The 19,438-nt window shown below is 62.2% G+C and carries 17 protein-coding genes, 4 tRNA genes and 1 pseudogene; 12 read left to right on the top strand and 10 right to left on the bottom strand.

The window, feature by feature from the left end; genetic code table 11:
* The 3 genes and pseudogenes from CAG11_RS16290 to CAG11_RS16280 all read left to right on the top strand — a co-directional run.
* Nucleotides 1-167: pseudogene (locus CAG11_RS16290) on the top strand (acetyl-CoA C-acetyltransferase); the annotation flags it as partial.
* A gap of 195 nt (nucleotides 168-362) precedes the next feature.
* Nucleotides 363-1,379, top strand: a complete 1,017-nt coding sequence (locus tag CAG11_RS16285; RefSeq protein ID WP_085597068.1) for a class I SAM-dependent rRNA methyltransferase — start codon at nucleotides 363-365, stop codon at nucleotides 1,377-1,379.
* A gap of 104 nt (nucleotides 1,380-1,483) precedes the next feature.
* Nucleotides 1,484-4,402: a DUF748 domain-containing protein gene (locus CAG11_RS16280; protein ID WP_085597067.1), complete on the top strand. Its 2,919-nt coding sequence runs from the start codon at nucleotides 1,484-1,486 to the stop codon at nucleotides 4,400-4,402.
* A 199-nt stretch (nucleotides 4,403-4,601) separates the two neighbouring features.
* Here the strand turns inward: CAG11_RS16280 and CAG11_RS16275 are convergent, their stop codons facing one another.
* Together CAG11_RS16275 and CAG11_RS16270 are read right to left on the bottom strand one after the other, a co-directional pair.
* Nucleotides 4,602-4,958, bottom strand: a complete 357-nt coding sequence (locus CAG11_RS16275; protein WP_022641055.1) for a BON domain-containing protein — start codon at nucleotides 4,956-4,958, stop codon at nucleotides 4,602-4,604.
* A 215-nt stretch (nucleotides 4,959-5,173) separates the two neighbouring features.
* Nucleotides 5,174-5,590 carry a pilin gene (locus CAG11_RS16270; protein WP_085597066.1) on the bottom strand — a complete coding sequence of 139 codons (417 nt, stop codon included), beginning with the start codon at nucleotides 5,588-5,590 and terminating at the stop codon, nucleotides 5,174-5,176.
* Nucleotides 5,591-5,877: 287 nt separating this feature from the next.
* Here CAG11_RS16270 and CAG11_RS16265 point away from each other — a divergent pair, with 287 nt between their 5' ends.
* Genes CAG11_RS16265 through yacG form a run of 4 tightly spaced genes read left to right on the top strand, consistent with a single transcriptional unit; the run spans nucleotide 5,878 to nucleotide 8,790 of the window.
* A complete protein-coding gene (locus tag CAG11_RS16265; RefSeq protein ID WP_085597065.1) occupies nucleotides 5,878-7,095 on the top strand; it encodes a type II secretion system F family protein in 1,218 nt (405 codons plus the stop codon).
* Between the two features lie 2 nt (nucleotides 7,096-7,097).
* Nucleotides 7,098-7,970, top strand: coding sequence for an A24 family peptidase (locus CAG11_RS16260; protein ID WP_085597064.1), 873 nt, complete (start codon nucleotides 7,098-7,100; stop codon nucleotides 7,968-7,970).
* On the top strand, nucleotides 7,967-8,590 hold the full coding sequence (coaE, locus tag CAG11_RS16255; RefSeq protein ID WP_085597063.1) for a dephospho-CoA kinase: 624 nt from the start codon (nucleotides 7,967-7,969) through the stop codon (nucleotides 8,588-8,590). Before CAG11_RS16260 ends, coaE begins: the two co-directional genes overlap by 4 nt.
* Nucleotides 8,587-8,790, top strand: coding sequence for a DNA gyrase inhibitor YacG (gene yacG, locus CAG11_RS16250; RefSeq protein WP_085597062.1), 204 nt, complete (start codon nucleotides 8,587-8,589; stop codon nucleotides 8,788-8,790). The genes coaE and yacG overlap by 4 nt, the downstream gene beginning before the upstream one ends.
* 19 nt (nucleotides 8,791-8,809) lie before the next feature.
* Here yacG and CAG11_RS16245 read toward each other — a convergent pair whose 3' ends face one another.
* From CAG11_RS16245 to CAG11_RS16235, 3 genes are all read right to left on the bottom strand, one after another.
* Nucleotides 8,810-9,025, bottom strand: coding sequence for a hypothetical protein (locus CAG11_RS16245; protein ID WP_022641062.1), 216 nt, complete (start codon nucleotides 9,023-9,025; stop codon nucleotides 8,810-8,812).
* 63 nt (nucleotides 9,026-9,088) lie between these two features.
* Nucleotides 9,089-9,778, bottom strand: coding sequence for an energy-coupling factor ABC transporter permease (locus CAG11_RS16240; protein WP_085597061.1), 690 nt, complete (start codon nucleotides 9,776-9,778; stop codon nucleotides 9,089-9,091).
* On the bottom strand, nucleotides 9,775-10,242 hold the full coding sequence (locus CAG11_RS16235; RefSeq protein ID WP_031320553.1) for a hypothetical protein: 468 nt from the start codon (nucleotides 10,240-10,242) through the stop codon (nucleotides 9,775-9,777). The genes CAG11_RS16240 and CAG11_RS16235 overlap by 4 nt, the downstream gene beginning before the upstream one ends.
* Nucleotides 10,243-10,392: 150 nt before the next feature.
* Here CAG11_RS16235 and CAG11_RS16230 point away from each other — a divergent pair, with 150 nt between their 5' ends.
* The 3 genes from CAG11_RS16230 to CAG11_RS16220 all read left to right on the top strand — a co-directional run bounded on the left by CAG11_RS16230 (nucleotide 10,393) and on the right by CAG11_RS16220 (nucleotide 12,744).
* A complete protein-coding gene (locus CAG11_RS16230) occupies nucleotides 10,393-11,022 on the top strand; it encodes a DUF1780 domain-containing protein (protein WP_085597060.1) in 630 nt (209 codons plus the stop codon).
* 189 nt (nucleotides 11,023-11,211) lie between these two features.
* Nucleotides 11,212-11,385: a DUF3094 family protein gene (locus CAG11_RS16225; protein WP_022641066.1), complete on the top strand. Its 174-nt coding sequence runs from the start codon at nucleotides 11,212-11,214 to the stop codon at nucleotides 11,383-11,385.
* 60 nt (nucleotides 11,386-11,445) lie between these two features.
* Nucleotides 11,446-12,744: an NAD(P)/FAD-dependent oxidoreductase gene (locus CAG11_RS16220; RefSeq protein ID WP_085597059.1), complete on the top strand. Its 1,299-nt coding sequence runs from the start codon at nucleotides 11,446-11,448 to the stop codon at nucleotides 12,742-12,744.
* 99 nt (nucleotides 12,745-12,843) lie between these two features.
* Here CAG11_RS16220 and CAG11_RS16215 read toward each other — a convergent pair whose 3' ends face one another.
* Nucleotides 12,844-13,473 (bottom strand): response regulator transcription factor, encoded by a 630-nt coding sequence (locus CAG11_RS16215; RefSeq protein ID WP_085597058.1) that lies wholly within the window; start codon nucleotides 13,471-13,473, stop codon nucleotides 12,844-12,846.
* Between the two features lie 325 nt (nucleotides 13,474-13,798).
* Between CAG11_RS16215 and CAG11_RS16210 the strand changes: the two genes are divergently transcribed.
* Both CAG11_RS16210 and CAG11_RS16205 read left to right on the top strand, forming a co-directional pair.
* Nucleotides 13,799-14,989 (top strand): EAL domain-containing protein, encoded by a 1,191-nt coding sequence (locus CAG11_RS16210; RefSeq protein WP_085597057.1) that lies wholly within the window; start codon nucleotides 13,799-13,801, stop codon nucleotides 14,987-14,989.
* A 105-nt stretch (nucleotides 14,990-15,094) separates the two neighbouring features.
* The gene (locus tag CAG11_RS16205; protein ID WP_085597056.1) at nucleotides 15,095-18,727 is read left to right on the top strand and encodes an ATP-binding protein; all 3,633 of its coding nucleotides are present in this window, start codon (nucleotides 15,095-15,097) and stop codon (nucleotides 18,725-18,727) included.
* A gap of 108 nt (nucleotides 18,728-18,835) precedes the next feature.
* Here CAG11_RS16205 and CAG11_RS16200 read toward each other — a convergent pair.
* The 4 genes from CAG11_RS16200 to CAG11_RS16185 form a co-directional block, all read right to left on the bottom strand.
* Nucleotides 18,836-18,912 (bottom strand) — tRNA-Pro (locus CAG11_RS16200).
* Between the two features lie 93 nt (nucleotides 18,913-19,005).
* Nucleotides 19,006-19,081, bottom strand: a tRNA-Lys gene (locus CAG11_RS16195).
* Between the two features lie 5 nt (nucleotides 19,082-19,086).
* Nucleotides 19,087-19,163: transfer RNA gene (locus tag CAG11_RS16190), tRNA-Pro, on the bottom strand.
* Nucleotides 19,164-19,172: 9 nt separating this feature from the next.
* Nucleotides 19,173-19,248 (bottom strand) — tRNA-Asn (locus CAG11_RS16185).
* Between the last annotated feature and the right edge of the window lie 190 nt (nucleotides 19,249-19,438).

Below are 19,438 nucleotides of genomic sequence, written 5' to 3'. Positions count from 1 at the left end.
TCAACGTCAACGGCGGCGCCATCGCCATCGGCCACCCCATCGGCGCGTCGGGCTGCCGGGTGCTGGTGACCCTGCTGCATGAAATGATCAAGCGCGATGTGCACAAGGGCCTGGCGACCCTGTGCATCGGCGGCGGCCAGGGCGTGGCCCTGGCGATCGAGCGCTAACCCGTACATCCCGTACATTTGTAGGAGGCTTGCCCGCGAAACACACGTCGTTACAGCGCAGTGCATCAGGTACAGCGCGTCTTCGTGGACGCTCGATCGCAGGCAAGCCTCGCTCCTACAGCCAAGCGCGCCTCGCCTACAAGCACTGGACGAAGCTGGTAAACTGCCCCGCCCAATCATTCGCAAGGCGCCCGCATGTCTTCCTTGAACCAGGCGCTGCGCGCCGCCCTCGATCATCGCCAGGACCTGCTCGCCGACCTCCACCAGCAAGGCACCGATTGCTATCGCCTGTTCCATGGCAGCCAGGAAGGCGCCGGTGGCCTGACCGTCGACCGCTACGGCCCGCAGCTGCTGGTACAGAGCTTTCACCAACCGCTGGAGCGCGATGCCTTGCTGCAACTGCAGGAAATCGTCGACCAGCGACTGCAACTGTCCACCCTGCTGGTCTACAACGATCGCTCCCAGGGCAACTCGCGCATCGCCCGCGAGGATTCGGTATACCGCGCCGAAGACGCTGCCCTGCAAGACCTGGTCGGGCATGAATGGGGCCTGAACTACCGGGTCCGTGGACGCCACGCCGGGCAGGACCCGCTGCTGTTCCTGGACCTGCGCAATGCCCGGGGCTGGGTCAAGCACCACAGCGCCGGCAAGAGTGTGCTCAACCTCTTCGCCTACACCTGCGGTGTGGGCCTTTGCGCCGCGGCCGGCGGCGCCCGGGAGGTCTGCAACCTGGACTTCGCCGAAGGCAACCTGGCGGTCGGCCGGGAGAACGGCCAGCTCAACCCGCAACTGCCGCCGATGCAATTCGTGCAGTCGGACTACTTCCCGGCGATCCGCCAGCTGGCGGGCCTGCCGATCAGCCAGCGGCGAGGCCAGAAACTGCCCAGCTATCCGCGCCTGGAACAGCGCCAGTACGACCTGGTACTCCTGGACCCACCAGCCTGGGCCAAGAGCGCCTTCGGCACCGTCGACCTGCTGCGCGACTACCAGAGCCTGCTCAAGCCCGCCCTGCTGGCCACCGCCAAGGGTGGAGTGCTGATCTGCTGCAACAACCTGGCCAAGGTCTCGCTGCAGGACTGGCGCGACCAGGTGCTGCGTTGCGCCGAGAAAGCCGGGCGCCCGGTACGCGACTGCCAGGTGCTGAAACCGGCTGCGGATTTTCCCTCCCAGGACGGCCAGCCACCACTGAAAACCCTGGTCCTGCAACTTTAAGGACAGCTACAAAATCTGAACAATCCTGAAAACAGGGCTGGTCTCGGAACCGTAAACGCGTGCCATACTCCAAGGCACATTTGATTCAAAAGATGAAGCCTCGCATGACCAAAGGATTGATTCGCGCTATCGGCGCCTTGTTGACCGCCCTGGCCCTTTACAGTCTGCTGGGTTTCCTGATCCTGCCAGGCATCGCCCTGCGCGTGGCCAACCAGCAGTTGGCCAACTACTCCACCACGCCGGCCCATATCCAGCGCATCGAACTCACCCCCTTCAGCCTGGAGCTCACCGTCTGGGGCCTGAACATCGGCGAGCCGGGCAAGGAACAGATCGCCTTCGACCGCCTCTACGCCAACCTGCAACTGGACAGCCTGTGGACCCGGGCGCTGCACCTGGCGGATGTGGAGCTGGACCGGCCCAAGACCGAGATCCTGTTCGACAAGAATGGCCAGCTCAACCTGTTGGGCCTGTTCAAGCTGCCCGCCAGCGAGCCGACCCCCAGCGACCCCGAGGCCAAGCCGTTTCCGGTACGCATCGAGCGCATCAAGCTGGCCGGCGGCTACGTGCACTTCCAGGACCTGCGCCCCAGCGAGCCCATCGAGTTCCTCTACGACAAGCTCGAGTTCGAACTGAAGAACCTCAGCACCCTGCCCGACGACAGCGCCGACATGACCCTGGTGGCCACCGGCCCCGAAGGTGGACAGATCGACTGGAGCGGTAACTTCAGCGTGACCCCGCTGACCTCCGAAGGCACCCTGAAGGTCACCGGCGGCAAGATGAAGGCCTGGTGGCCCTACGTCCGCGATGCGGTGCCGCTGGTGCTGGAAGACGGCCTGCTGAACCTCGATACCCACTACAAGTTCAGCCTGGCCAAGGGCACCGAACTGCTACTGGACAACGCCTCGCTCAGCGTCGCTCCATTCGCCATCAAGGCCCCGGATGGCCGACCGCTGGCGCGCCTGGAGCGCCTGGATGTCAGCGAGACCACGGTGGACCTGGCCAAGCAGCAAGTGGTGGTCGGCAAGATCCGCAGCCAGAAGCTCGAGACCTGGGCCGCCCGCGAGGCCGATGGCCAGCTGGACTGGCAGAAGCTGTTCGCCAGCCAACCGCCCAAGCCGGCCCCCAAGCATGAACCGGCCACCGCCGAAGCCCCCAAGGAGCCCGCGGCCCCGAGCAAGCCCTGGCAGGTACTGCTCAAGGACATCGAGTTGCGCAACTACCAGGTGCACCTGGCAGATCGCCAGGTCAAGCCGGCAGTGGCCCTGGAAGTGGGGCCGCTGAACCTGGACCTGAAGAACTTCGACAGCCTCAACCAGTCGCCCTTCACCCTCAAGCTCGATAGCGGACTGGGCAAGCAAGGCCGGATCAATGCCAGCGGCGAAGTCAATCTCAACCCGATCACCGCCAAGCTCAAGGTCCAGACCAAGGACATCGACCTGCGAGTCGCCCAGTCCTACATCAGCCCCTTCATCCGCCTGGAACTGCGTAGCGGCATGCTCGGCAGCGACCTGGCGGTAGACCTGAAGAAGGTCGAACCACTGGCCTTCAGCATCACCGGCCGGGCCAACGTGGATCAACTGCATACCCTGGATACCCTCAAGACCCGCGACTTCGTTAAGTGGAAGCAGGTGGTGGTCGAAGGCCTGAACTACCAGCACGGCGACAGCTTGAACATCAGCCGCATCAACCTGATGCAGCCCTATGCCCGCTTCATCATCAACGATGACCGCACCACCAACGTCGACGATCTGCTGATCCCGCAACCGGCGAGCAGCTCCGGCAAGTCCACGGCCAAGCCGGCCGCCAGCTCGGGCAAGCCACTGGGCATCCGCATCGGCGAAATCGCCATCAACGACGGCTCGGCCAACTTCGCCGACCTGACCCTGACCCCCAACTTCGCCACCGCTGTGCAGCAACTCAACGGCAGGATCGGTACCATCGACAGCCGCCAGGCCAAGCCGGCGGACGTCGACGTCAAGGGCAAGGTCGACCGCTATGCGCCGGTGACCATCAAGGGCAGCGTCAATCCTTTCGACCCGATGGCGGCCCTGGACATCGCCACCAGCTTCAAGCGGGTCGAGCTGACCACCCTCACCCCCTACTCCGGCAAGTTCGCGGGTTTTCGCATTCGCAAGGGCCGGCTCAACCTCGACCTGCACTACATGATCACCAAGGGCCAGCTCAAGGCCGAGAACAAACTGGTGGTCGAGCAATTGCAACTGGGGGAAAAAGTAGACAGCCCGGACGCCGTGGATCTGCCGATCCGCCTCGCGGTGGCCCTGCTCAAGGACACCGACGGCAAGATTTCCATCGAACTGCCCATTTCCGGTGATCTGAACAACCCGCAATTCAGCGTCATGCCGATCGTCTGGCAAACCCTGCGCAACCTGGTGCTGCGTGCGGCCCAGGCGCCGTTCAAGTTCATCGGCGGCCTGATCACCGGTGGCGGCTCGGAGGATCTGGGCAGCGTCAGCTTCGCCCCTGGTTCCAGCGAATTGAGCAAGGAATCCGAATCGGCCCTGACCACTTTGGCCAAGGCCCTCCAGGAACGCCCGACCCTGCGCCTGGAGATCGAGGGCACCAGCGCCAAGAGCAGCGATGGTCCGCTGATCGCCGACCAGCGACTGGAGCGCGAATATCAGTACAACTACTACAAGATCCTCCAGCGTCGCGGCGACAAGGTCCCGGCACAGGCATCCTTGTTGAAGGTCCCGGAAGATGAGAAGGCGCCACTGCTGGAGGGTATCTACCGCACCCGCCTGAAGCAGCAGCCGCCAGCAGAATGGAGCCAGCTCAGCCGCGACGAACGCAGCGCCAAGCTGCGCGAGGGCCTGATCCAGTTCTGGAGCGGCAGCGAAGTATTGCTGCGTCAACTGGGCCAGGAGCGGGCCAGCAGCATCAAGGACTTCCTGGTGGACAAGGCCCAGCTGGCCGATGACCGGGTCTACTTCATCGATGCCAACCTGGGCGAAGCCGAAAGCAACGGCAACGTCATCACCCCGATGCACCTGGACAGCGAGTAATCAGGTTTGCGCCGGGCCACGCCCGGCGTCCTTCGCCTAAGCCAGCCAGCAACTTTGAATCCCGCCCAATAGAACAGGCCCCGACACTAGTGCCGGGGCCTGTAATGATCACGTCCTTGTGATCTTCCGCATGAACCCTTGGAAGAGGCAGCTCAAGTACCCGCCGCGTCCTCCACCTGTCCAGGCAGGAGGCTGGGTCTTACTCGGCCTTCAGGCCATCAGCGGAGACTGCCTTCACGCCCTTGATCTTCTTGGTAATTGCCACTGCGGTGGCTTTCTGTGCCTCGGTAATGGCCACGGTGGACGACAGCGAAACTACGCCCTTGTTGGTTTCGACCTTGATATCGGTACCAGGAATGCCTTTCTCGGTGACCAGATCGCTTTTCACTTTGGTGGTGATCCAGGTGTCGGAGGTGGCCTCTTTGGCCTTGGTCACTTCACCAGCGGCCACGACCATCGGCGACTGAGTGCCTTGGGTGGGCTGCGCAAAGGCTGCGTTGGCCATGGTCAGGGTCAGAGCGGTAGCGGTTGCAGCAGCGATAGCGAACTTCTTCATACGAGTAACTCCTGTTTTTCTGGAAAGCCTGCGCCGTGTCCTGGCCACAGGGTTATCAGAGATATTGCAGGGGCTGTGCCAAATTCATAACCGCAAAAATAACCATAAAAATCAATTAGTTACATAAGTATGAAAAAATCAGGACCATGCAAAATGCATGATTTCCCCTCTCCCTGCATGCAAGTTGCGAGTTTTACCGGGGAACTGGCCCAGGCTCACGCCTCCTCGGTCTCGCAGCCTTTGGGAGCATAGTCGGCGTCCACCGTGGTGGTGCAGCTCCAACCGGTGGTTGCCGAGCGAATCAGGGTCAGGCTCTTGTCCAGCACCGGGCCCGGGGCGTTGAGGATGGTGCAGCCGATACTGCCCTCTCCGGTGGCGGCCGTGCCGCTGGCGGTCATCCGGCAGTTGGCTGTCTGGGCCGTGCCTCCGACCAGCGCCAGGGTCGGATCGGTGCCCTGGCCCAGCAGGTCCTCGACACCAGCCTTGAGCGCCGAGACCTCCGCCAGCGCGGCGATGACCTTGGCTCGCGCTTGATACTTGGCATACAGCGGCATTGCCACCATGGCGAGTACGCCGATGATCGCTACCACCACCAGCAATTCGATCAGGGTGAAACCAGACTGTCGTTTCATTGGGTCGCCTCCTGGCTTGAACGAAAGTTACAAGAAAGGCCACAAGGGCCATCAGCTTCGAAGCACGCCCCGTGCCAGGGAACAAAACCCATGAAATACATGGCCTGCGCGCTAGGTGGTCCAGCTCTCGAGAAGCAGAAGTCGCATCAACTGACAAATCTGGTCAGCACCTGACGCTACCCGGCAGCTCGCCACGGCTAGGCTTGGCTAGGCGTGGACACGTCCTGCCGCTGGTTCTGCAGCAAGGCGACGTCCGCCTCGACCTCCGTCTGCTCAAGGACCGAACCATGACGGTACAACCACCCGCCACCAGCACCTATGTCTGGCAGGGCACCGATAACCAGGGCCATGCCCTGCAAGGCGAATTGGTTGCCGCCAGCCGGGCATTGGCCAGGGCCCGCCTGCGCCGACAGGGCATAGTCCCGAGCCGGATCCGGCGCAAGTCCCCCGGCCTGCCGCGCCTGGGACAACGGATCAGGCCCCGGGACATCGCCCTGTTCGCCCGGCAACTGGCGACCTTGTTCCAGGCCGGCGTACCCCTGCTGCAATCCCTGGAAATAATCGCCGAAAGCTTCGGACAGCCATCCATGCGCCAACTGCTGGCCAGCCTCAAGCGCGATATCGAGGCTGGCTCCAGCCTGGCCAGCGCATTGCGCCGGCACCCGCGCCATTTTGACCCGCTGTACTGCAACCTGGTAGAAGCCGGGGAGCAGGCCGGGGCCCTGGATACCCTGCTGGAGCGGGTCGCCAGCTACCAGGAACAGAGCGAGCGCCTCAAGGCCCGGTTGTACAAGGCCATGGTCTATCCCCTGGCGGTGATCGGAGTGGCGATCATCGTCAGCAGCATCCTGCTGCTCAAGGTCGTCCCGCAGTTCCAGAGCCTGTTCGCCGGCTTCAATGCCGAACTCCCCCTGCTGACCCGTTGGGTCATCGGCCTCTCGCACTTTCTCCAAGATCATGGCGCGAGCCTGCTGGCTGCCAGCCTGGGGCTGGGTTTCGGCGCGCGCCTGGCCTATCGCCGCTCGCCCCGTCTGCGCGATGCCGTGGATATCGTCCTGCTGCGCCTCCCCCTGACCGGCACCTTGTTGAACAAGGCCGCCGTGGCCCGCCTGGCCCGGACCCTGGCCACCACCTTCGCCGCCGGCGTGCCGCTGGTACAAGCCCTGGAATCGGTGGCGGGGGCCAGCGGCAACAGCGTGCATCGCCGGGCAGTGGAGCGGATCCAGGTACAAGTCGCCAGCGGCATGCAATTGAACTTCGCCATGCGCGCCAGCGGCGTCTTCCCGGAAATGGCGATCCAGATGACCGCCATTGGCGAAGAGTCCGGCACCCTCGATCATCTGCTGGAAAAAATCGCCATGCACTATGAGAGCGAGGTGGACGACCTGGTGGACAGCCTGACCAGCCTCATGGAGCCTTTGATCATGGTGCTGCTGGGCAGTATCGTCGGAGCCCTGGTGCTAGCCATGTACCTGCCCATCTTTCAACTCGGTACAGCGATCTGAACATGTCCTTGACTGAAGTCCTGAGCCTTTACCCCCTGGCGTTCGTGCTGGCATCCCTGGTACTGGGGCTGATCGTCGGCAGCTTCCTCAACGTGCTGGCCTGGCGCCTGCCGCGCATGCTCGAGCGCGATTGGCGCGCCCAGGCCCATGAAATCCTGGGGCTGCCCGCGGAGCCCGTGACAGCTCCCTACAACCTGTTGCTCCCCCACTCTCACTGCCCGCATTGCGCACAGCCCGTGCGCCCCTGGCATAACGTCCCCCTGCTCGGCTACCTGTGGCTGGGCGGTCGCTGCGCCCACTGCAAGACCCGGATCAGCGTGCGCTACCCACTGGTCGAGCTGGCGTGTGGACTGCTTTCGGCATTCGTGGCCTGGCATTTCGGCTTCGGCTGGACGGCCGGCCTGCTGTTGCTATTGAGCTGGGGCCTGCTGGGCATGAGCATGATCGATGCCGAGCACCAATTGCTGCCGGATGTGCTGGTACTGCCCCTGTTATGGCTGGGCTTGATCGTCAACAGCTTCGGCCTGCTGGCGAGCCTGGAGGACGCCCTCTGGGGCGCGGTGGTGGGTTACCTGCTGCTGTGGTCGGTGTTCTGGCTGTTCAAGCTGCTGACTGGCAAGGACGGCATGGGCCATGGCGATTTCAAGCTGCTGGCGATGCTAGGGGCCTGGGGCGGCTGGCAGGTCCTGCCGCTGACCTTGCTGCTGGCCTCCCTGGCCGGGGCACTGATTGGCAGCCTATTGTTGCGCCTGCGCCAGGCCAAGGGCTCGACTCCGATCCCCTTCGGCCCCTTTCTGGCCATTGCCGGCTGGATTGCCTTGCTCTGGGGTGGTCAAATAACCGACTTCTATTTGCAGTTTGTCGGTTTCCAATGACTCGCTCCGTTAACACCCCCTGGATCCTCGGCCTCACCGGCGGGATCGGTAGCGGCAAGAGCGCCGCTGCCCAGCACTTCATCGACCTGGGTATCCATGTGATCGATGCCGATCATGCCGCCCGCTGGGTGGTAGAGCCCGGACGCCCGGCCCTGGAACAGATCGCCCGGCATTTTGGCGAGGGCGTGCTGCAGGCCGACGGCCAACTGGACCGTGCCGCCCTGCGCAAGCTGATCTTCGAGGACCCACAGCAGCGACGCTGGCTGGAGGCCCTGCTGCATCCGCTGATCGCCGAGGAAATCGCCAGCCACCTGGCCCGGGCGCAATCGCCCTATGCCATCCTGGTTTCGCCGTTGCTGGTGGAATCGGGGCAGGCCCGGATGACCCAGCGCATCCTGGTGATCGATGCGCCCCAACAGTTGCAGATCGAACGCACCCTGTTGCGCGACCAGGTCAGCGAACAGCAGGTCCAGGCAATTCTCCAGGCCCAGGCCAGCCGCGAGGAGCGCCTACGAAATGCCGACGACGTACTGGTCAACGACCGCGACCGTGCCTGGTTGCACAGCGAAGTCGAACGCCTGCATCACTTTTATCTAACCTTGCGTGGAGGCCAGCCATGAGCCAACCCTTGACCGTCGAATGCCCGACCTGTGGCGCCCCAGTGGAATGGACCCCGGCCAACGTCAACCGGCCGTTCTGCTCCGATCGTTGCAAACTGATCGACCTTGGAGCCTGGGCCGCAGAGGAGCACAAGATCCCGGTGAGCCCGGACGCCGAGGACGACCTGTTCTCCGAAGAACTGCCGCCCCGCGCCCACTGAAGATTCTCTTGAAGGCCGATCAGGGCCGCATGAAGCTGTAGTCCTGATCGTCGTCGAGGTTTTCCGCGAGGAACTGTAACTCATCCGCCAGGTCCTCGATGCTGCGCACATTCTTGCTCTGCTGTACCACCGCGCTGAGCAGCGCCCGCAAGCTCAGCCCGGGCTCAAAGCCCTCCTGCAGGGCGTTTTGCAGACTGTCGCGCACTTCCTGCCGGGCCCACTGATAGACACTCATGACCGCACTCCTGGAATTTTTGCCGAGCATGCAGCGCGGCCAGGCGTGCGCAATTGATATGGATCAAGGGCGCGGATCCTCGTCCTTCCAGGGCGCCGAGAGGTAACGGGTGCGGTTGAAGGTCTCCAGCCACTCAGGGCAGAACACCACCAGCGCACTGACCACCATGCCGTTGATGAAGGCCTCGGGAAAGATGATCAGCCACAGGTAGCCGATGAAGTCCTCCAGCCATTCGGGCATGGCGAAACGCTCGTCCAACCACAAGAGGCCCAATCCGCACAGCAGGCACAACAATGCCGAGAGCGCAGCGGCAAAAAACCCCGAACAGAAGATATAGACGAACAGGTTGCGCGGCTGGGCCCGCTCCACCAACCAGGCGCAGGCCTCGGTCACCGCCACCGGCAGCAGCACCAGCAACATCCCGTTGATGCCCAGGGCCGCCAGGTCCTGGCGTCCCAACGCCAGTAGACCCAACTGCGCGACCAGGCCCCCGACCATGGCCAGGGGCCAATCCAGCAACAAGGTCACCGCAGTCATGCCGATGAAGTGATAGGACACGCCGGTATCGAAATCCCGTCGGACCAGCCACAACAGGAACAGGGCGAAGACCGTGCCGAACAGCAGGTGCTGGCGGCGACTGTCGGTGAACAGCTCGACCCAGGGCGCTCGCCATATGGCCCAGAGCAGCAGCGGCACATACAGCAGCCAGCCCAGGACCAGCGTCTGCGGCGCCAGCAGTGCCGCGCTGATCATGGCCTGGCTTGCTCCAGGGCCGCAGCTAGCTGCTCGGCACTGGCGTACTCATGGCGCTCGACGAGTTGTCCATCCCGCAGTTGCAGCCACAGCACCTTGTCCTCGGTTGCCGGGTAGCGCGGCGCCACTCGCCCCTCACGATCGAGCATCACCCGGTAGGGATAGTCGCGCATGGCCGGTACGGCGAACATCTTGGCGATCAGCGCGGGCATGCGCTGGATATCGGCGACAAAGACGCCACCCCGCTCCTGCAGATAGCCCTTGGGCTGGTCCTTGAGCGCCGCATTCACCAGCTTGGCCGCGTCCATGCTGCGTGCCACCAACAGGATCCGGGCCTGGCCGTCGAGGCTATAGGCCTCGTCGAACTGGTCCAACAGGGTCCAGGGCGCCAGGCGCTCCCCGATCTCGAGGGCCTGGGCCCACAACGGCAACAGGACCAGCAACAGCATTGACCAGCGCTTCACGGCACACTCCTTATCGTTCGATGGGACGCGCAACAGTCTACACCGCCCCTGGGCAGGCTCCAGTGGGCGCGCCCGGCAACGGCCAGGGCCGAGGTGCTTTTTCCGTGCGGCGGGTTCTTAAGGTCACATTTGGGCGCTAAGCTTGAGGGTATGGATGACTCAGATTTCTTGCGCCTGCTAACCATCCAGGCCGAGCAAGCCAATGCGTTCCTGTCCAATGCCCGCAAATGGGAGCGCGAGCGTTGGGTCTGCCAGCGCCTGCTGCAAGGCTTGAATATTCCCTACCGCAATGACGAATTCACCGCTCCCGCGCAAGAGCCGCCGGATGTACTGTTTCGCGAGGCCAGCTTCGAGGTGTTCTTCGTCCTCGACGAGGGGCGTCGGCTCAACGATGAATGGCGCGACGAACTGCAACGCCGGCGCAGCGCGTTTTCCCTGAGCCAGTTGGTGCGGCGCGAAGCCAAGCCCAAGCGCATCCCGGCCAGCGAACTGCTGCTGCGGTTGGCGCCGACCTTGCGCAAGAAGGCTCGCAATTATCAGGAGCGCGGAATGAACCTGGGGGAGCTGGACATCATCGCCTTTGCCGCCCTCAAGCGCGAAGTGCTGGACCTCAACAGCCATTTCCCGCCGCCTACCGAATACCTGCGCCAGGGCTGGCGCTCGTTGTCCCTGGTCGGGCCAACCTTCGCCCGGGTGCTGTTCGCCCACCCGGATGCCCCGGAGTTCCTGCGCAGCAACCTGGGGCGCAGCATCGTCTTCGATGTCGGTATCAGTTTGTAAGGCTCGTCAATCCGCCATCGGTGGGCATGGCGCAATCCTCCCCGCAATGGTAAAAAGCGCTCATGCCTGCCGGCCCCGGGGGGCTTGCCATGGATCTCCACATGGCAGCGGTGATGCTCCTTTTCATGCCGGGTTACACTGCGCTGTAACATTCCTCCATGTTGCGACGTCTACCCGACGAGGCCTTTTATGAGCAGCCGCCTGAACCCCGACGACCAACGCCATGTCGAAGAATACCTGCACCTGCCCCAGCACCGAGTCGAGCGCCGGCCCTTCAGGCCGTGGATGCTCCTCGTGGTGGTGGTCGTGGTGACCGTGGCTCTCGGCCTGTTGAGCCGTCTTATCAGTTACCTGACGCTATGAGCCGTATCGCGCTCGCTCGGTCGACTGCCCCGATTTCTTTTAGCCTTGCGAGATATCCCCATGAACCATCGTATTGTCATCGTCGGCGGCGGCGCCGGCGGCCTGGAGTTGGCGACCCGCCTGGGTAAGACCCTGGGCAAACGCGGTACGGCCAGCATAACGCTGGTCGACGCCAACCTGACCCATATCTGGAAACCCTTGCTGCACGAAGTGGCTGCCGGATCGCTGAACTCCTCCGCGGACGAACTCAACTACGTTGCCCAAGCAAAATGGAACCACTTCGAGTTCCAGCTGGGCCGCATGAGTGGGCTCGACCGCCAGCAGAAAAAAATCCAGCTGGCGGCCACCTATGACGAAGAAGGAGCCGAACTGCTGCCTGCCCGTGAGCTCGGCTACGACACCCTGGTGCTCGCGGTGGGTAGCACCACCAACGACTTCGGCACCCAGGGCGCCGCCCAGCATTGCCTGTTCCTCGACACGCGCAAACAGGCCGAGCGCTTCCACCAGCAACTGCTCAACCACTACTTGCGAGCCCACGCCGGGCAGACCGAGGAACTGGAGCAGATCAGCGTGGCGATCGTCGGCGCCGGCGCCACGGGCGTCGAGTTGGCGGCCGAGCTGCACAACGCCGCCCACGAGCTGGCAGCCTACGGCCTGGACCGGATCCGCCCGGAGAACATGCACATCACTTTGATCGAAGCCGGTCCGAGAGTACTGCCGGCCCTGCCCGAACGCATCAGCGGGCCGGTGCACAAGACCCTGGAGAAACTCGGGGTGCGGGTCATGACCAACGCCTCGGTCAGCGAAGTGACCGCAGAAAGCCTGCTCACCGCCGACGGCCAGGTCATTCCTGCCAGCCTCAAGGTGTGGGCCGCAGGGATCCGCGCCCCGGGCTTCCTCAAGGATATCGACGGCCTGGAGACCAACCGCATCAACCAGCTCCAGGTATTGCCGACCCTGCAGACCACCCGCGATCCGGACATCTTCGCCTTCGGCGATTGCGCCGCCTGCCCGCAACCTGGCAGCGATCGCAACGTTCCACCACGGGCCCAGGCCGCGCACCAGCAAGCGTCATTGCTGGCCAAGTCGTTGAAGCTGCGCCTGGAAAGCAAGGAATTGCCGACCTACAAGTACACCGACTACGGTTCGCTGATCTCGCTCTCGCGCTTCTCCGCGGTGGGCAACCTTATGGGCAACCTCACGGGCAGCGTGATGCTCGAGGGCTGGTTGGCGCGGATGTTCTACATTTCGTTGTATCGCATGCACCAGATGGCCCTGTACGGAATGTTCCGCACGTCGATGATGATGCTTGGGAGTCGGATCGGACGCGGTACGGACCCACGCCTGAAGCTGCACTGAACACTCGGCCCCCGCTACGCCCTGTAGCGGGGGCCAAGTCATAGAGGTGGCGCAAATGCGTCTGGAAAGCCGGCCCGCAATGGGCCGGCGCCTTCCTGGTCAGGGAATCAGCGCATTGCGCTTGGCGAACTCCGCCAGGCTGACCTGGGAACCCAACCCCAGCTTCTGCAACAGGCGGGTCTTGTAGGTACTTACCGTCTTGTTGCTCAAGAACAGTTTTTCCCCGATGGCCTTGTTCGAATGTCCCTGGGCCAGGTGCTGCAGGACGATCATTTCCCGATCGGTCAGCGAGCCGATCTGCTCGGCCTCGGAACGCTGTTCCACCGCCGACGCGGACACATCCAGGGCCAGCGACGGGTAAAAAGTGTAGCCGGCCAGCACGGCGTTCAGGGCCACCACCAGGTTGCCCAGATCCTCTTCCTTGTTGACGAACCCCCGGGCCCCCAACTGGATGCAACGCCGGCAGAAGCCCTCCACCGATTGCGAGGTGAGCACCAATACTTCGGTGGGCAGGCCCAGGGCCTTGATACGCGACAACACCTTGAGACCATCGAGCTTGGGAATCCCGATATCGAGGATCACTGCGTCGGGTACATGCTCACGAACCAGTTCCAACGCGTCCAGTCCGTTGTCTGTCTCGGCCACCACACGCATGTTGTGCTTTTCCAACAACACCTTGACGGCAAGCCGCACGACAGGATGATCATCCACTATCAATACGCTGTGCATATTGTCATTTCACCTTAAGAACTCGAACGTCGGTCAACCATGACCACTGGAAAAATTACGCCATCGCACCTTGCTCAGGCGCCATTCACTGCCATGCGAAACCTTGAGCCTTGGCTTCGCGTTGAGAATCCTCTTGCTAGTCCAGCGGAAAATTCAGGTTCCAGACAAATAACCGGCGATACAAGGGGTTAAGGAGCAGGTCCTATGGAATCAGATAATTCGATTATCCTTGAGGAAAATTCCTACAAACCATAGAGATACGACCAATGGACCCTGCTCTGGAATCTTAAGCAAGATGCTCGGCGATCAATGACTCGAGCCGGCAATGCAACATTTGAACGTCCTGGTTCTGGATGACGAACCACTCCAACGACTGATCACCATCACCGCCTTGAACAAGGCGATGCCCGGGCGGGTGCACGAAGCAGGTAATGGCGACGAAGCCCTGGCCCTGCTGGCCCGTTGCGAAAAAATCGACATCGCCATCTGCGACCTGAGGATGCCCGGCATGGACGGCCTGGCTTTCTTGCGCCATGCCAGTCAGAGCGGCAAGCTGCGCTCGGTGATCCTGTGCAGCCAGGCCGACCCGATCCTGCGGCAAACCACCATCGCCATGATCAAGCGCCTGGGCCTGCATTTTCTCGGTGACCTGGGCAAGCCATTTCGCCTGGAACGGCTGGCCGCCATGCTGGCGCGCCACCAGAGCTGGCGCCACGGCCAGCCCCTGCCCCTGGCCAGGTCCGGCCTGCCGACCCTGGCCGAAGTGGTTCGTGGCCTGGATAACGGCGAATTCGAACCCTACTACCAGCCCAGGGTGGCGCTCGAGGACGCCTCTCTGCTTGGCGTGGAGTCCCTGGCACGCTGGAATCACCCAAGACTTGGCGTACTCCCGCCATCGCACTTCCTGCCCCTCATGGAACAGCACAAGCTCCTGGACCGCCTGTTCTGGCAATTGCTCGAACAAGGACTGGCACTACGCAGGAGTCTCGCCAACCAGGGCCGCTCCCTGGAGTTTTCTTTCAACCTCCATCCGGCGCAACTGGCCTCCCAGGCCTTGAGCGGTGCTATCGGCACCTGGCTCGCGCGATTCCAGGTGCCACCGGCCAGTATCATCTTCGAAATCACCGAGACCAGCCTGATCACCGCACCGGCTTGCAGCCTGGAGAACCTGGTGCGCTTGCGCTTGATGGGTTGCGGCCTGGCCATGGATGACTTCGGTGCCGGCCACTCGTCACTACAGCGCTTATGCGAACTGCCCTTCAGCCAGATCAAGCTCGACGGTGCCTTCGTTCGCAAGATGAAGTACCAACCCAGGAGCTGCGCAATCATCAGTTACACAGTGGCCCTTGCCCGCTCACTGGGCATGTCGCTGATCATTGAGGGTGTCGAGAATATCGAACAGCAAGAACGCCTGCGGGACCTCGGATGCCAAGCGGCCCAGGGATTCCTGTTCGCGCGACCGATGCCCGAACACCATTTCATAGCCTATTGCCGCGCAGATCCGCCGCCAGAATGAGTCCATCGATCGTTCACCAGCCTCCCACGCCCCTGTTCTACATGCCGATGCTGCCCCCTCCGGTCCATCGACCACTCCCTGGCTCCCTATTTTTCTGAAGCAATCATGCATTCCCGACTTTTCTCGCTTTTCCTCTGTTTGGCGATCATCGGCCCCCAACCGGCCTTGGCCCAGGTACTCCCCCATACGCTGTACAGCACGGCCCGCCTCGATCACCACGAGCTCGCTCTCGAGGACGAGGATTGGCACTGGCTACGACACAAGCTGGAATTGAAGATCGGAGCGGTCGCACAAGAATCGGCGCCTTTCAGCGTCAGCTACAACGATGGTCGCTACGAAGGCATCACCGCCGATATCAGTGTCCTGCTGGGGCAGTTGCTGGGGGTGCGCATCAAGCTCCTTCCCTTCCAGACCCACGAAGAGGCCCTGCAGGCGCTGCAAGCCGGGACCATCGACTTCATGGGCAGCTACAACTCCGGGCATCCCGATGCCAGTATCAGGCACACCCGGCCGTTCGCCGAAGGGCGCCTGGCCCTGTTCAAGCGCAGCGATGAACTGCGCACCCCGCCTCGCGATCTCGCCGGCCTGAGGGTTGCCGTGCCCGAGCAACACGCCGCCGAGCTACGCGCCCACTTCCCCCTTGCCCGGTTGGTGGTGCAGCCCAGCCATGAGAACGCCATCGCGGCGACCGCCTTCGGCCAGGCCGACGTCTATGTCGACGACGTGCTCAGCGCCTACTTCCAGATCAACCGCTCCTACTACGGCTTTCTCAGGTTCGAGCGCTTCGCCGACCATCCCAAGGGCGACTACGGCTTCGCACTCAAGGGCAACAACGAACGCCTGCAACGGATCCTGGACCAGAGCATCGAGGCCCTCGGCCAGGAAAAGCTCACCGTGCTGAGCCGGCGCTGGGTAGGTAGCGGCTTCTTGCCAACGGACGAACGCATCCCCCTGACAGCCCAGGAAGCCCGCTGGATCGAGCGTAATCCGGTGCTGCGCCTGGTGATCAACGATGACTTGGCACCGGTGGCCTTCTTCGATGCCAACGGCGTGTTCTCCGGGGTGGCCGCAGAACTGCTGGAAGTGATTTCCCAACGCACGGGCTTGCAATTCCAGGTGATGGCACGCAATGGTGGGTATCCGGAGCAGATCGAAACCTTGCGCCAGTCCGAGGCGGACCTGGCCATCATGACCGCCAGTGCACAGCGCGAGGAACAACTGCGTTTCACCCGTCCATTCCTGGCCAGCCCCTTCGTGCTGATTACCCAGGCTGACAAGACCGGCAAAGCCAAGTCGCCTGGCAACCTGGCAGGCAAGCGCCTGGCCATTCCCACCGGGCATGTCATGCTGCAGCAAGTACGCGAGCGCTACCCGGACACCGAGCTGATAGAAACGCAGACCGCCCTGGACAGCCTGAACAAAGTCTATTCAGGCGATGCCGACGCCACCGTGATGTCGCTGCCTACCTCGCGCTACTACATCGTCCGCCTGTTCCAGAACCGCCTGGCCATCGCCGACCTGATCCATACCAGCCAGAAGACCGCGAACTTCGCCTTGCGCCGGGAAGATTCGGAGTTGCAGTCGATCCTCGACAAGGCCCTGCTCAGCCTTCCGGCGGACGATCTCAACGCCATGGCCAACCATTGGCGCTCACCACCGGGCATGAGCGGCGAAACCTGGCGCGACTACACCATCGTCATCGCCGAAATCGTCACCGGGGCCTCGCTGCTGCTATTGCTGTCGTTGATCTGGGGCTTCTACCTGCAGCGCCGGGTCAGGGTCGAGAAAACCCTCAACGACCAGTTGCGCTTCATCGAAACCCTGACCGAGAACATGCCGCCAGTGCTCTACATACGAGACCTCGACGGCGCCATGCTGTCCTGCAACCGCAGCTACCTGCGCAGCGTCGGCCTGAACGCCGAACAGGTGCTGAACAAGACCGTGCGGGAGCTGCCCGAGGCCCACTTCTCCGCGGAGCCGGGCCTGCACCAGCGATACTTGCAGGCGATCACCGCTGGCCAGACCCTCACCTCGGTGGAGACCGTTCGCTTGCAGGGCAAGGAGGTCTGGATCGAGCACTGGATCCAGCCGTTCCAGGACAGCCATGGCGTCACCAAGGGCGTGATCTGCGGTTGGCTGGATATCACCAAGCATCGCCATCTGGTCCAGGAGCTGAAAGAGGCCAAGAACCTCGCCGACGAGGCCAGTCGGGCCAAGACCACCTTCCTGGCGACCATGAGCCATGAAATCCGCACGCCGATGAACGCCGTCATCAGCATCCTTGAGCTGGAGCTCAAGCGAGCCGACAACGACCAGATCGAACGCTCCAGCATCGAAATCGCCTACAGCTCGGCCAAGAGCTTGCTGGAGCTGATCGGCGACATTCTCGACATCGCCCGGATCGAGTCCGGACGCCTGAGCCTTTCGCCCAAACGCGCCAACCTGCGGGAGTTGGTGGAATCCGTCGCCCGGGTATTCGAAGGGCTGGCCCGGCAAAAATGCCTGAACCTGGTACTGGAAATCGACTCCAGCATCAACGGCGACGTGCTGGTGGACGGCATGCGCTTCAAGCAGGTCCTGTCCAACCTGGTGAGCAATGCCATCAAGTTCACCGAGTCCGGCTTCATCAAAGTGACCATCGGCGGCGACTTCCTGGAAAACTCGGCACTGAAGGTCAAGCTCAGCGTGGAAGATACCGGGATCGGTATCTCTCCAGCCAATCAGCAACGCCTGTTCCAGCCGTTTTCCCAGGTGGAGCGCAATGTGCAGCATACCGAGGGCACGGGGCTGGGCCTGGTGATCTGCCGGAGCCTATGCGAAATGATGGGCGGGCACATCTCGCTGAGCAGCGCGCTAGGGCAAGGTACCCGGGTGGACGTGGAACTGCTCCTGCAAGCGCTGGAGCGCGTGGAAGCCCCGGAGCGCCCGCCGCAGCCCAAGACGCGCCCGATGTACCGCTTGCAGATCCTGATCGTGGACGACCACGCGGTGAACCGCCAGGTCCTGCAGCAGCAGTTGAGCTTCCTCGGACACGACGTGGTGGAAGCGGAAAATGGCCTGGATGCGTTGAATATCTGGCGCGAGCGAGGATTCGACATGATCATCACCGACTACCACATGCCCATCATGAATGGCGCTGAGCTGGCCCGCGCCATTCGCCGCTATGAGCGGGACAACATCAGCCCGCCGGTAATGATCATCGGCTTGACCGCCGACGCCCAGCCTGAGGAAGTGGAACGTTGTGTCCAGGCCGGAATGAACGATTGCCTGGTCAAGCCTATCGGCCTGGACGAACTGGAGCTGCGCTTGCTATCCATCGGCGACACTGATGATAGTGAGATAGAACTGCTTCCTGCCCAGGGCGATGCGCCTGCACCAAGCAGCTTCGACCTGGAATCCCTGCAAAGCCTGGTGGGCAGTGAGCCGAAAATGCTCCGTCATATATTGAGCGAGCTGATCGTCAACAATCGCACCGACCAACAAGCGCTCACGACCTGCCTGCGCAAACAGGCGACAGTCGAACTTGCAGAGCTGGCTCATCGCATCAAGGGGGCAGCACGAGTGGTCAAGGGAGAGTTGTTGGTGGAGCGTTGCCGCCAACTGGAGCAGGCATGCCTCAATCATGTGTCACTGGAGGACATCGCTGAGCATGTGGAACAGGTGCAACTGGCCATGACGGCCCTGGAGCAGGACTTGCTGGCCCAGCCAGGTATCTGGGACGGCGCGCAAGAGCCGTGACAAATGGCGGCTCAAGGGCCGCCGCTTGCCCAACTCCAACAAACCTGGGGATATTTTCAGGAACAAACGAAAAAGGGCACCTCATTGAGGTGCCCTTCTTCGTGAATATGGTCGGGGTAAGGGGATTCGAACTCCTGACATCCTGCTCCCAAAGCAGGCGCGCTACCGGACTGCGCTATACCCCGGTAAAAAAAAGGCACCTTCGAGAGGCGCCTTCCGCGAGCAGCGCTTTTGGCTTCTGCTCTTAAGATTCGATTCCAGCGAACTGGTTTCAAAAATGGTGGGTCGTGTAGGATTCGAACCTACGACCAATTGGTTAAAAGCCAACTGCTCTACCAACTGAGCTAACGACCCAAATATGGTCGGGGTAAGGGGATTCGAACTCCTGACATCCTGCTCCCAAAGCAGGCGCGCTACCGGACTGCGCTATACCCCGGTTTGAAGTTGGCTCCGTGACCAGGACTCGAACCTGGGACCCAATGATTAACAGTCATTTGCTCTACCGACTGAGCTATCACGGAACTGATTACTTCAAGCTACAACGTGTTGCTTCATCCTCTTCGACTCTCTGCGTATCGCTACGTTCATGTCTCTGAGGCGCGCCATTTTACAATCTTTTAAACCTCTGTCAACCCCCTAAATTGCTTTTAAGACAATGATTTGCGACTTCATTGCCGGTTTCTTCTTCAGCAGAAAAAACCTGAGGGGTGA

This window comes from Pseudomonas sp. B6(2017), from assembly GCF_002112765.1.
GTDB classification, from domain to species: Bacteria; Pseudomonadota; Gammaproteobacteria; order Pseudomonadales; family Pseudomonadaceae; genus Aquipseudomonas; species Aquipseudomonas piscis.
Note: the sequence above shows the minus strand (reverse complement) of the source record. Positions and strands in the feature narration are given on the sequence as shown.

What these genes read in the sequence shown, in the direction of transcription:
- CAG11_RS16285 (WP_085597068.1), top strand. Translation starts at nt 363, where the DNA reads ATGTCTTCCTTGAACCAGGCGCTGCGCGCCGCCCTCGATCATCGCCAG.
- CAG11_RS16280 (WP_085597067.1), top strand. Translation starts at nt 1,484, where the DNA reads ATGACCAAAGGATTGATTCGCGCTATCGGCGCCTTGTTGACCGCCCTG.
- CAG11_RS16275 (WP_022641055.1), bottom strand. Translation starts at nt 4,958, where the DNA reads ATGAAGAAGTTCGCTATCGCTGCTGCAACCGCTACCGCTCTGACCCTG.
- CAG11_RS16270 (WP_085597066.1), bottom strand. Translation starts at nt 5,590, where the DNA reads ATGAAACGACAGTCTGGTTTCACCCTGATCGAATTGCTGGTGGTGGTA.
- CAG11_RS16265 (WP_085597065.1), top strand. Translation starts at nt 5,878, where the DNA reads ATGACGGTACAACCACCCGCCACCAGCACCTATGTCTGGCAGGGCACC.
- CAG11_RS16260 (WP_085597064.1), top strand. Translation starts at nt 7,098, where the DNA reads ATGTCCTTGACTGAAGTCCTGAGCCTTTACCCCCTGGCGTTCGTGCTG.
- coaE (WP_085597063.1), top strand. Translation starts at nt 7,967, where the DNA reads ATGACTCGCTCCGTTAACACCCCCTGGATCCTCGGCCTCACCGGCGGG.
- yacG (WP_085597062.1), top strand. Translation starts at nt 8,587, where the DNA reads ATGAGCCAACCCTTGACCGTCGAATGCCCGACCTGTGGCGCCCCAGTG.
- CAG11_RS16245 (WP_022641062.1), bottom strand. Translation starts at nt 9,025, where the DNA reads ATGAGTGTCTATCAGTGGGCCCGGCAGGAAGTGCGCGACAGTCTGCAA.
- CAG11_RS16240 (WP_085597061.1), bottom strand. Translation starts at nt 9,778, where the DNA reads ATGATCAGCGCGGCACTGCTGGCGCCGCAGACGCTGGTCCTGGGCTGG.
- CAG11_RS16230 (WP_085597060.1), top strand. Translation starts at nt 10,393, where the DNA reads ATGGATGACTCAGATTTCTTGCGCCTGCTAACCATCCAGGCCGAGCAA.
- CAG11_RS16225 (WP_022641066.1), top strand. Translation starts at nt 11,212, where the DNA reads ATGAGCAGCCGCCTGAACCCCGACGACCAACGCCATGTCGAAGAATAC.
- CAG11_RS16220 (WP_085597059.1), top strand. Translation starts at nt 11,446, where the DNA reads ATGAACCATCGTATTGTCATCGTCGGCGGCGGCGCCGGCGGCCTGGAG.
- CAG11_RS16215 (WP_085597058.1), bottom strand. Translation starts at nt 13,473, where the DNA reads ATGCACAGCGTATTGATAGTGGATGATCATCCTGTCGTGCGGCTTGCC.
- CAG11_RS16210 (WP_085597057.1), top strand. Translation starts at nt 13,799, where the DNA reads ATGCAACATTTGAACGTCCTGGTTCTGGATGACGAACCACTCCAACGA.
- CAG11_RS16205 (WP_085597056.1), top strand. Translation starts at nt 15,095, where the DNA reads ATGCATTCCCGACTTTTCTCGCTTTTCCTCTGTTTGGCGATCATCGGC.